Source organism: Erythrobacter sp. R86502 (genome assembly GCF_042466465.1).
In the GTDB taxonomy this organism is placed as follows: Bacteria; Pseudomonadota; Alphaproteobacteria; order Sphingomonadales; family Sphingomonadaceae; genus Erythrobacter.
Genome location: NZ_JAXHCJ010000001.1, coordinates 2784778 through 2798886 on the forward strand (window position 1 = coordinate 2784778; position 14109 = coordinate 2798886).

The 14109-nt window shown below is 59.6% G+C and carries 6 protein-coding genes; 3 read left to right on the forward strand and 3 right to left on the reverse strand.

Annotated elements, in window-relative coordinates; translation table 11 throughout:
• Positions 1 to 28: 28 nt before the first annotated feature.
• Both rplJ and SJY33_RS13410 read right to left on the reverse strand, forming a co-directional pair.
• Positions 29 to 541, reverse strand: coding sequence for a 50S ribosomal protein L10 (gene rplJ / locus SJY33_RS13405; protein ID WP_379923279.1), 513 nt, complete (start codon positions 539 to 541; stop codon positions 29 to 31).
• A gap of 345 nt (positions 542 to 886) precedes the next feature.
• Positions 887 to 1174, reverse strand: a complete 288-nt coding sequence (locus SJY33_RS13410) for a hypothetical protein (protein ID WP_379923280.1) — start codon at positions 1172 to 1174, stop codon at positions 887 to 889.
• A 421-nt stretch (positions 1175 to 1595) separates the two neighbouring features.
• Between SJY33_RS13410 and rpoB the strand changes: the two genes are divergently transcribed.
• The 3 genes from rpoB (at position 1596) to gltX (ending at position 12183) form a co-directional block, all read left to right on the forward strand.
• On the forward strand, positions 1596 to 5792 hold the full coding sequence (rpoB, locus tag SJY33_RS13415; RefSeq protein ID WP_379923281.1) for a DNA-directed RNA polymerase subunit beta: 4197 nt from the start codon (positions 1596 to 1598) through the stop codon (positions 5790 to 5792).
• A gap of 77 nt (positions 5793 to 5869) precedes the next feature.
• Positions 5870 to 10171, forward strand: coding sequence for a DNA-directed RNA polymerase subunit beta' (gene rpoC, locus SJY33_RS13420; RefSeq protein ID WP_379923282.1), 4302 nt, complete (start codon positions 5870 to 5872; stop codon positions 10169 to 10171).
• Between the two features lie 644 nt (positions 10172 to 10815).
• Positions 10816 to 12183, forward strand: coding sequence for a glutamate--tRNA ligase (gene gltX / locus SJY33_RS13425; protein WP_379923283.1), 1368 nt, complete (start codon positions 10816 to 10818; stop codon positions 12181 to 12183).
• 1 nt (position 12184) lies between these two features.
• Here gltX and SJY33_RS13430 read toward each other — a convergent pair whose 3' ends face one another.
• The gene (locus SJY33_RS13430; RefSeq protein ID WP_379923284.1) at positions 12185 to 14071 is read right to left on the reverse strand and encodes a CshA/CshB family fibrillar adhesin-related protein; all 1887 of its coding nucleotides are present in this window, start codon (positions 14069 to 14071) and stop codon (positions 12185 to 12187) included.
• Between the last annotated feature and the right edge of the window lie 38 nt (positions 14072 to 14109).

Sequence of the window (14109 nt, forward strand, 5' to 3'; positions counted from 1 at the left end):
GATTGTGTCGTCTGACGAAAAGCGTCTCTTAGGCTGCCTTGTCCGCGTAAGCGGCGAAAACACGGGCGACCTTGGCGGCGGGTGCGGTAACGACCTGAGCGATCTTCGTCGCAGGGGCGTTGACCAGACCGATGAGCTTGGCGCGCAGCTCGTCGAGGCTGGGCATCGAGGCGAGTGCCTTGATGCCGGCTTCGTCGAGAACGACCGAACCCATCGAACCGCCGACGATTTCGAGCTTGTCGTTCGTCTTGGCGAATTCGACAGCGGCCTTGGCAGCCGCGACCGGGTCAGTCGACCAGGCCAGCCCGACCGGACCGGTGAGCATATCACCGAGCCCGACATAGTCGGTGTTTTCAAGAGCGAGCCTGGCGAGACGGTTCTTCGCAACCTTGTAGGTGGCGCCAGCATCGCGCATCTTCAAACGCAGGGCGGTGGTTTGTGCCACCGTCATGCCAGCGTTGCGGGTGACAACCACTACGCCAACGTCGTTGAAGACTGCATTGAGCTGGGCAACCGCGTCGGCTTTCTGCGAACGATCCATGCCATACTCCTTCACTAATGGCCGATCAGGCGGCTGCCCGAACGACCGGCTACGTTTGTCCGCGCACAGCAACCCAAAGGCACCATACACGGGCGAGTCCGTTCGAAAGGGAAGGAGGGTGTGCTACCATCACGGCCAGCACGTGGGCGATTGCTTGCGCATATCGCCGGAATCTCGTTTCCCCGTCTAGGCTGGGAATTAAGAAGGCCACATTGCCTTCACCAACTGTCTCGGACGGATGACCGGCAAACCAAAAAGGGCCCGCCGATCGCGGCGAGCCCTTAAATGGATGGGTTGTAAAGTCAAGCGGCCATTGCCGCCAGACTGCCCAAAACCCCGCTGGGATTACATCCCGTCGGCGGTGTCTTCCATGTTTTCGGCCTTGGCGTCGAGCTGTTCGGCTTTCTGCTCAAGAGCGGCGGCTTCGGCTGGCTTGCCGGCAGCTTCGGCCACGTCGGCCTTTTCTTCGGCCAGATCGGCCTGATCTTCGGTCACGCCCGATGCGGAATCCAGAACTTCGCCCTGGGCTTCCATGACATCATCCTGCTCCTCGCCCATTTCTTCGGCTGAACCATCACATGCGGCCAGGGCCAGAGCGAAGGGAAGGGCGGCTACGAGTACGATACGCTTCATGGGTTTTCTCCTGTTAGCGCGGCGCCTTTACAAGCTGCGATGGTCTGGTTGCAATATCTAGTACGAGATAAGGTGCACGACTGGGTAACAATCGCGCCAGACGGTCGCTGCCAGCGATCGCATTTCAATTCTTCGCGCGCACGTCCCGGCCGTTGACACTGCGTTGCAGCGATCCTACATGCGCGTCTCTCGCTCGCTTCGAGCAAGACCGATTCATGCGCGGGAATTGGTCTGGGATGGAAGCGGTAGCGAGCCAGTTTCGCGACGTACAGGACTGCTGCTGCCGCCATCACCATTCATGTGGGGCTGGGCACGCGGCATTTGTGCGTTGGAAACGGGCATGTTTTCCGCGCGGAACGATAGCGATATTCCCCGTCCGCGCGGCATCCTCGCGCGGCCCAATCAAAGAGGCCACTCCTCCATGGCAACCAAGGCGAAGCCGCCCGTCACCCGCAGCCGCAAGGCGCAGGGCACCGCGAAAAAGCGCATCCGCAAGATCTTCGGTGACATCCACGAAGTGGTGCAGATGCCGAACCTGATCGAAGTTCAGCGCGAAAGCTACGAGCAGTTCCTGCGTTCGGACAAGGCCACTGGCTATGTCTCGGGCCTCGAAAAGACGCTGCGCAGCGTGTTCCCGATCCGTGATTTCGCCGGCACCGCCGAGCTTGATTTCGTGCATTACGAACTCGAAGAGCCCAAGTACGACACAACCGAGTGCCGTCAGCGCGGCATTACTTATGCCGCGCCGATGAAGGTCACGCTGCGCCTTATCGTGTTCGAGGTCGACGCCGAGACCGAAACCCGGTCCGTGCTCGATATCAAGGAGCAGGATGTCTACATGGGCGACATGCCGCTCATGACGGACAACGGCACCTTCATCATCAACGGCACCGAGCGCGTGATTGTGTCGCAGATGCACCGTTCGCCGGGGGTGCTGTTCGATCACGATCGCGGCAAGACCCATTCTTCGGGCAAGCTGCTGTTTGCCGCGCGCGTGATTCCCTACCGTGGTTCTTGGCTCGACTTCGAGTTCGACGCCAAGGACATCGTCAACGTTCGTATTGACCGCAAGCGCAAGCTACCCGTCACCGCGTTGCTGTATTCGCTCGGCCTCGATGCCGAAGACATCCTGCACCATTTCTACAACACCGTCGTATGGGAGCGCGCGAAGGATGGTTGGAAGATCCCGTTCCACGCCGAAGCATGGCGCAACGCCAAGCCGACCTTTGCGCTGGTCGATGCTGCCACGGGTGAGGAAGTCTTCCCGGCAGGTCAAAAGATCAGCCCCCGTGCCGCCAACAAGGCGGGCAAGGATGGCCTGACCGAACTGCTGCTTCCCGTCGAAGAAGTCGTCAGCCGCTACGCCGCTGCCGACATGATTGATGAAGCAACCGGGCGCATTTATATCGAAGCCGGTGATGAAGTGACGCTCGAGCATGTCGAAACCCTCGACAAGGCGGGCGTTGATCGCCTGCCGCTGCTCGACATCGACGAAATCAACACCGGTCCGTGGATCCGCAACACGTTGAAGGCCGACAAGGCTGAAAACCGCGACGAGGGCCTGGAAGCGATCTACAAGGTCATGCGTCCGGGCGAACCGCCGACGAAGGAAACTGCCGAAGCATTGTTCGAAGGCCTGTTCTTCGATGCTGAACGCTATGACCTGTCGGCCGTGGGCCGCGTGAAGCTGAACATGCGTCTGGGCCTCGAGTGCGAAGACACTGTCACCACGCTGCGCAAGGACGATATCCTCGCGGTGGTGAAGGAGCTTGTTGGCCTCAAGGATGGCAAGGGCGAAGTCGACGACATCGACAACCTCGGCAACCGCCGTGTGCGTTCGGTGGGCGAGCTGCTGGAAAACCAGTATCGTGTCGGCCTGCTGCGTATGGAGCGCGCCGTCAAGGAGCGCATGAGCTCGGTTGATGTCAGCACCGTGATGCCGAACGACCTGATCAACGCCAAGCCCGCTGTGGCTGCAGTGCGTGAGTTCTTCGGCTCCTCGCAGCTGTCGCAGTTCATGGATCAGACCAACCCGCTGTCCGAAGTCACCCACAAGCGCCGCGTTTCGGCCTTGGGCCCAGGCGGTCTGACGCGCGAGCGCGCGGGCTTCGAAGTGCGCGACGTTCACCCGACGCACTATGGCCGCATCTGCCCGATTGAAACGCCCGAAGGCCCGAACATCGGTTTGATCAACTCGCTCGCGAGCTTCAGCCGCGTCAACAAGTACGGCTTCATCGAAACTCCCTATCGCAAGGTTGTGGACGGCAAGGTGACGACGGACGTGATCTATCTGTCCGCAATGGAAGAACAGAAGCACACCGTGGCGCAGGCTTCGGCCGAACTGACTGAAGACGGCAGCTTCGTCGAAGAACTGGTCTCAGCACGCCACAACGGCGACAACCTTATGGCGATGCGTGAGAACGTGACGCTGATGGATGTGTCGCCCAAGCAGCTGGTTTCGGTTGCCGCCTCGCTCATTCCTTTCCTTGAAAACGATGACGCCAACCGCGCATTGATGGGCTCGAACATGCAGCGCCAGGCGGTGCCGCTTGTGAAGGCTGAGGCCCCTTGGGTCGGAACCGGCATGGAAGAAACCGTGGCGCGTGACAGCGGCGCGGCCATTGCAGCCAAGCGCGGCGGGATCGTCGATCAGGTTGACGCAACCCGTATCGTGATTCGTGCGATCGGCGATGTCGAAGCCGGCCAGTCGGGCGTGGACATCTACACGCTGCAGAAGTTCCAGCGTTCGAACCAGAACACCTGCATCAACCAGCGTCCGCTGGTGAAGGTTGGTGACGTGATCGAGCAGGGCGATATCATTGCCGATGGTCCCTCGACCGATCTGGGCGAACTGGCACTGGGCAAGAACAGCCTCGTCGCGTTCATGCCGTGGAATGGCTACAACTACGAAGACTCCATCCTGATCAGCGAACGCATCGTGAAGGACGACGTCTTCACCTCGATCCACATCGAGGAGTTTGAAGTCATGGCGCGTGACACCAAGCTCGGTCCAGAAGACATCACCCGTGACATTCCCAATGTTGGCGAGGAAGCGCTGCGCAACCTCGACGAAGCGGGCATCGTCTACATCGGTGCAGAAGTGCACCCTGGTGACATTCTGGTGGGCAAGATCACGCCAAAGGGTGAAAGCCCGATGACGCCGGAAGAGAAGCTTCTACGCGCGATCTTCGGTGAAAAGGCAAGCGATGTCCGTGATACCTCGCTGCGTCTGCCACCGGGCGTGGCAGGCACCATTGTCGAAGTCCGGGTGTTCAACCGCCACGGTATCGAGATCGACGACCGTACCCGCGCGATCCAAAACGAGGAAATCGAACGCCTGCGCAAGGACGCTGCCGACGAACGCAACATCCTCAACCGTGCGACCTACAATCGCCTGCGCGACATGCTGATCGGTCAGACCGCATCGGCTGCTCCCAAGGGCGCCAAGAAGGGGGCAGAGATCACGGCCGAGATGCTGGAAGAGCTTGACCGCTTCGAGTGGTTTAAGTTCGCAGTCGCCGAAGATGGTCGTCAGGCGCAAATCGAAGCAGTGAAGACGCAGTACGACGAAGCCGTCGCGCTGATCGATGCCAAGTTCCAGGACCGTAAGGAAAAGCTGGAACGCGGTGACGAACTCGCGCCGGGCGTGCTCAAGATGGTCAAGGTGTTCGTAGCGGTGAAGCGCAAGCTGCAGCCGGGCGACAAGATGGCCGGCCGCCACGGTAACAAGGGTGTGATCAGCCGCATCCTGCCGATCGAGGACATGCCGTTCCTTGAAGATGGCACGCCGGTCGATCTCGTACTGAACCCGTTGGGCGTGCCTTCGCGTATGAACGTCGGTCAGATCTTTGAAACGCACCTTGGCTTTGCCGCGCGCGCGCTTGGGCATGAGATCAAGGACAAGCTGGACGAATGGCGCGCTGCCAATCCGAATGCGGCCGAAGATTATGCTGGCGTCAAGCCGCCTGAAGCGGTGGTGGAGCGTCTGAAGGACATCTACGGCGACCAGTATTTCGAAGATCTCGATAGCCGCTCGGCTGCCGATATCGTCGAACTGGCGGGCAACCTTTCGGCTGGTGTGCCGATGGGGACACCGGTGTTCGATGGTGCACGCGAACCGGATGTGTCGGACATGCTGATCAAGGCTGGGATCGACTCTTCGGGTCAGTCCACGCTGTATGATGGGCGCACGGGCGAGGCGTTCGACCGCAAGGTGACCGTGGGCATCATCTACATGCTCAAGTTGCACCACTTGGTCGACGACAAGATCCACGCACGTTCGATCGGGCCGTACAGCCTCGTCACCCAGCAGCCGCTGGGCGGTAAGGCGCAGTTCGGCGGCCAGCGCTTCGGAGAAATGGAAGTCTGGGCGCTGCAGGCATACGGCGCGGCCTACACCTTGCAGGAAATGCTGACGGTGAAGTCCGACGACGTGGTCGGCCGCACCAAGGTTTATGAAGCGATCGTCAAGGGTGACGACACCTTCGAGGCCGGCATCCCCGAGAGCTTCAACGTTCTTGTCAAGGAAATGCGCTCGTTGGGTCTGAACGTCGAACTCAAGTCGATCCTCGACGAAGACGAAGATCAGACCGACTACAGCGCGATTGCAGCGGAATAAGGCATGAAGGCCGGGGGTGCTTGCTCCCGGCCTCGCCGCCCCGCTTTCGAGTTTCATCCCCCTAAGGGAACACAGTCATGAATGAACTGAGCAAATTCACCAACCAGCTGGCGAAGCCCGAAACCTTCGACCAGATCCAGATCGGTATCGCTTCGCCGGAGCGTATCCGCTCGTGGTCCTATGGCGAGATCAAGAAGCCGGAGACCATCAACTACCGCACGTTCAAGCCTGAACGTGACGGCTTGTTCTGTGCGCGCATCTTTGGTCCGGTGAAGGACTACGAATGCCTTTGCGGCAAGTACAAGCGCATGAAGTACAAGGGCGTCGTCTGCGAAAAGTGCGGCGTTGAAGTCACGGTGACCAAGGTCCGTCGTGAACGCATGGGCCACATCGAACTGGCCGCGCCGGTCGCGCATATCTGGTTCCTGAAGTCGCTGCCGTCGCGCATCGGGCTGCTGCTCGACATGCAGCTCAAGCAGCTTGAGCGTGTGCTGTATTTCGAAAGCTACATCGTCACCGAGCCCGGTCTGACCCCGCTGGAGAAGTTCCAGCTGATGACCGAAGACGAACTTCTCGAAGCGCAGGATGAGTATGGCGAAGACGCCTTCACCGCCGATATCGGCGCAGAAGCCGTGCGCACCATGCTGATGCAGCTCGACCTCGAGAACGAGCGTGACGTGCTCATGGAAGAGCTGGCGACCACCAAGTCTACGCTCAAGCCCAAGAAGATCATCAAGCGGCTGAAGGTCGTCGAAAGCTTCATCGATTCGGGCAACCGCCCCGAATGGATGATCCTCGAAGTGATCCCCGTGATCCCGCCCGAACTGCGCCCGCTGGTGCCGTTGGATGGAGGCCGCTTTGCGACCTCGGATCTCAACGATCTCTACCGCCGCGTGATCAACCGCAACAACCGTCTGAAGCGCCTGATTGAACTGCGCGCGCCGGACATCATCGTGCGCAACGAAAAGCGTATGCTGCAGGAAGCCGTCGACGCCCTGTTCGACAACGGTCGCCGCGGCCGGGTTATCACCGGTGCCAACAAGCGTCCGCTGAAGTCGCTGTCCGACATGCTGAAGGGCAAGCAGGGCCGCTTCCGCCAGAACCTACTCGGCAAGCGCGTCGACTATTCGGGCCGTTCGGTGATTGTGACCGGTCCGGAATTGAAGCTGCACCAGTGCGGCCTGCCCAAGAAGATGGCGCTCGAGCTGTTCAAGCCGTTCATCTACGCCCGTCTGGATGCCAAGGGTCTGTCGATGACCCTGAAGCAGGCGAAGAAGTGGGTGGAGAAGGAGCGCAAGGAAGTCTGGGACATCCTTGACGAGGTGATCCGCGAGCACCCGGTTCTGCTGAACCGCGCGCCGACGCTGCACCGTCTGGGCATCCAGGCGTTCGAGCCCGTGCTGATCGAAGGCAAGGCGATCCAGCTGCACCCGCTGGTCTGCTCGGCCTTCAACGCCGACTTCGATGGTGACCAGATGGCGGTCCATGTGCCGCTTTCGCTGGAAGCCCAGCTCGAAGCGCGCGTGCTGATGATGTCGACCAACAACATCCTCTCGCCCGCAAACGGCAAGCCCATCATCGTGCCTTCGCAGGATATGGTTCTGGGGATCTACTACCTCTCGATGGAGCGGCAGGAGAAGTTCCCGGAATATCTCGAAAACGCTGATGGCACCAAGGTGGAGCGGCTTGCACGCTTCTCCGACATGGCCGAAGTGCACCAGGCATTGGAAGCCAAAGCCGTTACGCTACACACCCGCATTCTGGCCCGCGTTCCTCAGGCCGATGAAGCCGGCAACGTGGTGATGAAGCGCTTCGAAACGACGCCGGGCCGGATGCTGATCGGTGAATGCCTGCCGAAGAACCACAAGGTTCCCTTCGACATCATCAACCGGCTGCTGACCAAGCGTGAAATCGGCGACGTGATCGATCAGGTCTATCGTCACACCGGCCAGAAGGACACGGTGCTGTTCGCTGATGCCATCATGAGCCTTGGTTTCCGTCATGCGTTCAAGGCTGGCATCAGTTTTGGCAAGGATGACATGATCATTCCTGATGCCAAGATCGAACTGGTGGAAAGCACCAAGTCGCTGGTGGCCGAATATGAGCAGCAGTATCAGGACGGTCTGATCACGCAGCAGGAAAAGTATAACCGCGTGGTTGATGCCTGGTCGAAGTGCGGTGACCTTGTCGCCGACGCCATGATGGAACGCATCAAGGCGACGCCGATCGATCCGGAAACGGGCCGTGAGGCGCAGATCAACTCGATCTACATGATGAGCCACTCCGGTGCGCGTGGTAGCCCAGCGCAGATGAAGCAGCTGGGTGGGATGCGCGGTCTTATGGCCAAGCCTTCGGGCGAAATCATCGAAACGCCGATCATCTCGAACTTCAAGGAGGGTCTGACCGTTCTTGAATACTTCAACTCGACCCACGGCGCCCGCAAGGGTCTGGCGGATACGGCGTTGAAGACCGCAAACTCTGGCTACCTGACCCGCCGTCTGGTCGACGTGTCGCAGGATTGCGTGATTGTCGAGGAAGACTGCAAGACCGAAAACGCGCTGGAAATGCGCGCTATCGTTCAGGGCGGTTCGGTGATCGCATCGCTCGGTGAGCGTATTCTGGGTCGCACCGTGGCCGAGGATATTCTGAACGCGGCAACGGGCGAAGTGATCGTTCCTTCGGGCACTCTGCTCGATGAAGCGATGGTGAAGGACATCGAGGCTGCTGAAGTCCAGTCGGCCAAGATCCGTTCGCCGCTTATCTGTGAAGCCGAACAGGGCGTGTGCGGTACATGCTACGGCCGTGACCTTGCTCGCGGTACGCCCGTCAACATTGGTGAAGCTGTCGGCGTTATCGCTGCGCAGTCGATCGGTGAGCCGGGCACCCAGCTGACGATGCGGACCTTCCACATCGGCGGCGCGGCGCAGCTCAACGAAACGTCGCACCTTGAAGCGATTTCCGAAGGCCGGATCGAGCTTCGCGACATGCCGACGATTTCGGACAAGCAGGGACGTATCCTCAGCCTTGCCCGCAACGGTGAAATCGCGGTTATCGATGCTGAAGGTCGCGAACGTGAAATGCACAAGGTGCCTTACGGGACCGTCATCAAGTTCAAGGATGGCGATCACGTCAAGATCGGTGATCGCATCGCCGAGTGGGATCCGTTCACGCTGCCCATCATCACCGAACAATCGGGTGTGGTGAAGTACCAGGATCTGGTTGAAGGCATCACGCTGGAAGAACAGGTCGATGACGCAACCGGCATTGCACAGCGCGTCGTCACGGAAAACCGTGCGACGGGTCGCAAGAAGAAGGAAGATCTGCGTCCGCGCATGACTCTTCTCGCCGAAGGCAGTGGGGAAATCGAAGCAGCGCGTTACATGCTTGCTCCGGGTACAACCCTGTCGGTCACCGATGGTGACACGGTGCAGGCAGGTGACATCCTCGCCCGCGCGAGCCGCGAAGCCGCCAAGACCCGCGACATCACCGGCGGTCTGCCGCGTGTGGCCGAACTGTTCGAAGCGCGCATGCCCAAGGACGTGTCGGTCATTGCCAAGATTTCTGGCCGGATCGAATTCGTTCGTGAATACAAGGCCAAGCGCAAGATCGCGATCATTCCCGAGGAAGGGGATCCGGTGGAATACCTGATCGCCAAGACCAAGGTGATCGACGTGCAGGAAGGCGATTTCGTGAAGAAGGGTGATACCCTTGTTTCCGGTTCGCCCAACCCGCACGACATCCTCGAAGTCATGGGTGTGGAAGCACTGGCTGAGTATCTCGTTGACGAGATTCAGGAAGTGTATCGTTTGCAGGGCGTGAAGATCAACGACAAGCACATCGAGGTGATCGTTCGCCAGATGCTGCAGAAGGTTGAAATCACCGATGGCGGCGACACCACTTTGCTGCCGGGCGAACAGGTCGATTTGGCAGAAATGCTGGAGATCAACGGCAAGCTGGGCAAGGGCAAGCAGGGCGCTTCGGGCAATCCGGTGCTGCTCGGCATTACCAAGGCTTCGCTCCAGACCCGTAGCTTCATCTCGGCTGCTTCGTTCCAGGAAACCACCCGCGTGCTGACGCAGGCGGCGGTTGAAGGGAAGAAGGACACGCTGATCGGTCTGAAGGAAAACGTGATCGTCGGCCGTCTTATCCCCGCCGGTACTGGCGCGGGCATGAACCGCCTGCGCGTCACCGCCAACAGCCGCGATGCGGCGTTGAAGGCGGCTTGGAAGAAGCAGCAGGATGCGCTTGCCGCAACCGGTCAGCGTGAAGCCGAACCTGCGCCTGACGCCGTCGGATCGGAAGAGAAGATGAAGGCGGCAATGGCAGCGATGGCAGCCTCCGCGCCTGCCGCGGATGCGGACGACGCCGGCGAGGAATAATAACCTCAACGGTCAAAGTGCCAGAAATTAGCCCCGCCGGAGTTCAGGCTCCGGCGGGGCTTTTTCATGAGCGGCGTCGTTACTAGATAGATTTGCTATTGCAAATCACTCGCAACAAAGTTAGGTGAGACTTGTTGTTCCCCTACATATCTGCGAGGTTTCTATGTCACGGCACCAGAACGCATCTGCGACCGGTAAAAAAGTTGTCGCCGCTTTGGCCGCTGCACCTCGTGTCGAAGGCCTGGGCCCGGTCGCGGGGCGTTTCATCCACGCATTGCGCCTTATCGCATTGCATGACCGAATGGGGCACGACCCCGTGCCAGAATTGGCCGTACGCCTTGGAAGCGTGGAGATAGCGGCAAAATCGTTAGCCCTTGCACATACCGTGTCGACGACTTGGCCGGAATGTATCTGCATATCCCGCTTTTGCTGCCGGTTGCTCAGCCATGACGAAGCTACGATCGGCGCCTTCGTCGATGCCGCAGCGCGCGGTTCACGGCATGATTTTGAGAATGCATTGAACGGGTTTATCCGTCCGGACCGCATGCATCGGTTATGGGACGGCGCGCTGGCACTTGCAGCGGCCGAATGGCGCGGGGTGTGAATGCTTGCGGGACGCGCGTGTGCGTTCTACCGAACCCGGTATGATTACAACCCGTTTCGCACCTTCGCCCACCGGTCGCCTGCACGTTGGCAATATCCGCACTGCGCTCCATAACTGGATGTTGGCGAGGCAGGGCGGAGGGCGCTTCATCCTGCGCATCGACGATACCGATGCGGCACGCAGCAAAGAGGAATACGTCGATGCGATCCGCGCTGATCTGGCATGGCTGGGGATCGACTGGGATCTCGAAGAGCGCCAATCTGCCAGGCTGGACCGTTACGAGGCTGCATTTGCTGCGCTCCGGAACACTGGAAGGTTGTATCCATGTTTCGAAACCGCGCAGGAGCTTGAAGTTCGGCGCAAGATTGCCTTGGGCCGAGGGCTTCCACCGATTTATGATCGTGCTTCGCTCAAACTGACCGATGTAGAAATAGCTTCCAAGCAAGCTGAAGGCATCGCCCCGCACTGGCGGTTCAAGCTCAATCATGACGAGCCGATCATGTGGGATGATGGTATCCGCGGCCCGCAGAAATTCGATGCAGCGCAGCTTTCCGATCCGGTTATCCGACGCGCGGATGGATCTTGGCTCTACATGATGCCCAGTGCCGTTGACGATATCGATATGGACGTGACGCAGGTTTTGCGCGGTGAGGATCATGTATCCAATACCGCAGTTCAAATTCAGATATTTACCGCACTTCATGCTGCAGGCTTTGCTGCACAGACGAGCGCAGCAAATGCTTTGCCTTCCTTCGCGCATGAAGCCCTGCTCGTTGGTCGGGAAGGCAAGTTGTCGAAGCGGCTTGGTTCGCTGGGCTGCGATGCTTTTCGAGAACGCGGGATCGAGCCTGAAGCGATAATTGCACTTCTGGCGCGGCTGGGTACGTCGCAGCCGATCGAACCGATTGCCGATCGCGAAGCTCTGGTGGCCAGCTTCGATCTGAGCACTTTTGGACGCGCGCCCGCCAAATTCGATGAAGAAGATCTTGAACGGCTCAATGCCGGCATTGTCCACCAACTATCTTACGAAGCGATAGCCGATCGTTTGCCTGCGGGAATGGACGCCGATGGATGGCATGCAATCCGTCCCAACCTCGCCCATATTGGGGAGGCGGCGGATTGGTGGCGCTTGGTAACAGGTCCGATCGATGTGCCTGCATTCAACGAGGACGACAGGGCTTTTATCGGCATTGCCGCGCAATCCCTGGTTTGGGGAAGCAATCCTTGGGCTGACCTTACTCTTGCGCTGAAGGCTGCGACGCAGCGCAAGGGCCGCGGCTTGTTTTTACCGCTGCGCCAAGCGCTGACCGGGATGGACCATGGTCCGGATATGGGCGAACTCCTGCCGCTGATCGGCGAAGAAGAAGCGCGCGCGCGGCTGATGCGTGCGGCTGCCTTGCAAGGGTAGCCTACTGCACCTGCGCTCTGAACCGAATGGTGAAGCTGGGCTGCGCCGTTGAGCTGGCGGCGGACATCGTGCCTGTCGGCGCGATCCGGATGCCGCGCACATTCGCGTCAAATGTGCCAACCGGACTGTACGTGTACGGATCGGTGCCGTTCGCCGCGGATGAGAAGCGCACCATCGTCGATGGGTTGAAGGCGTTCAGCCCGCTGGGGTTTGCGCCGTTCGTGAATGTTACCGGCGTGCCGGTTGCAAATGCCATGTTGGCTGGCATCACATCGACAATTACAATCGAGCTTGAATCGACCCTACGTGCCCCGACGTTTCGGACCGAAATGGCGTATTCGATGATCGCGCCGGGCACGGCTTTGGGGTTTTGCGTGCCGTTGATCGGATCTGATATGATGATGCTTGTTTTTTCGACGACCAGCACCGCAGTCGTCCTGCGGGTGTTTCGGATCGTGCACGTCACCGCATCCCCCGGCTTCAAGATAATCTCGCCCCCCACGTTGGTAGGAAGCACCGTGTTCGATCCCGTAGCCGCGTTCGTACATCCAAGCGTCGCGGTATAGTTTTCAAGGTTGGTCGTGCCTGCAGCGATTTCGTCCAGCGTATATGCCGTGCCGGCTACGGTCTGGAGCAGTCCGGTATCGCCGTTGATGATCGTGGCGGATGTGCCCGTGGTTGTGCGAGCCGCAAACACGGTTTCTCCGTCACGAATGCGGATCGTGAACTGATCGCCAGTAAACCGGCGCCCGAAAGTCCCGAGAAGTTTTCGCAAGCGAAGCTGTGGTTGTGCACCGTTGGTAAAGGAGCACACCAGGTATTCGCCGAATTCGAGCTGCCCGATGCTGGCGCTCGTCGTCACCTGATTGTTCGGCAGGTTTGCACGAGTAGGGCCCGCCGTATTCACGCAGGTCAATGTCGTGGCATATTGGGAAAGATTGCTGGCGCTGCCGGGGGCCATGCTTTCGCGCAGAGTAATCGGAACGCCAGCTGACAGGGCAAGCGGGGGTGTAGAAAACGGACCCGTACCTGTTCCACTGGTGGTGCCGCTGATGATGGTTCCGCCGGTGTTGGTGTTGGCGATTTGAAACGAAAATTGATCGGCCGTATTCAATCGTGCCCCATTGATGCTGGCTTCCAGCCGGATCGTGGCAAAGCGGATTGCGAACATCACCCCCTGCAGACCGCCTGCTTGGGTTTGGACCGACACCGTCGTGGGACTGTTGCTGGCAATGATGTACGCGCCGACTGTTCCTGATCGGCCCCCGACATTGACGGTGTTGGTGCCGACGCCCGTTATAGGGGGAAAGTTCGTTCCGACGATCGGTCCGACCGAATCCAGCAGCTGCCAGCTTCCGCCATTGGTGGACATGCGCAGCAATTCGTTCTCGTTCGTAGATTCCGCATCAGCGACCACGAAGGAGTAGACGGTTGCACTTGCGCCGCTCGGCGGTGATACCGCAATGTTGGAAAAGGTGATGGTGCTGGTGCCTGCCGATGCCGTGTACAGGACGGGTCGGCCTGGGATGCCGTTAAAGGCCGTGTTACCGATGGCGGCCCCCGTCCATGATGGCGAGGCCACCGCGTTATAGCCTGTCGCAGCGGTGCTCGTCACGCGCGCGTTAAGTCGCACCGTCGATCCATCGGGAAGTGTGAACGTAAGGTTCTGTCCCGATGCCGAGCGTGCCGTTGTATCATTGTAATTGGTAAGGTTGAGCCAGCAATAGGTTTGCCAGCTATCTGGCGCTGTCCCCTGCGTGGTGGCCTGACCGCAGCTTTGCGCCTGCGCAGCCGGGCTCCACATCAACCCGCAAAGCAACACTACTAGGGTAAGCACACGACGTAGCGAGAACCAGCAGGCATTCATGCCACGGGCATAGGAAGCCATGGTAAATACCGCGTTAGCAGATCGGGAAAAACGGCGCA

What these genes read in the sequence shown, in the direction of transcription:
- rplJ (WP_379923279.1), bottom strand. Translation starts at nt 541, where the DNA reads ATGGATCGTTCGCAGAAAGCCGACGCGGTTGCCCAGCTCAATGCAGTC.
- rpoB (WP_379923281.1), top strand. Translation starts at nt 1,596, where the DNA reads ATGGCAACCAAGGCGAAGCCGCCCGTCACCCGCAGCCGCAAGGCGCAG.
- SJY33_RS13410 (WP_379923280.1), bottom strand. Translation starts at nt 1,174, where the DNA reads ATGAAGCGTATCGTACTCGTAGCCGCCCTTCCCTTCGCTCTGGCCCTG.
- SJY33_RS13430 (WP_379923284.1), bottom strand. Translation starts at nt 14,071, where the DNA reads ATGGCTTCCTATGCCCGTGGCATGAATGCCTGCTGGTTCTCGCTACGT.
- rpoC (WP_379923282.1), top strand. Translation starts at nt 5,870, where the DNA reads ATGAATGAACTGAGCAAATTCACCAACCAGCTGGCGAAGCCCGAAACC.
- gltX (WP_379923283.1), top strand. Translation starts at nt 10,816, where the DNA reads ATGATTACAACCCGTTTCGCACCTTCGCCCACCGGTCGCCTGCACGTT.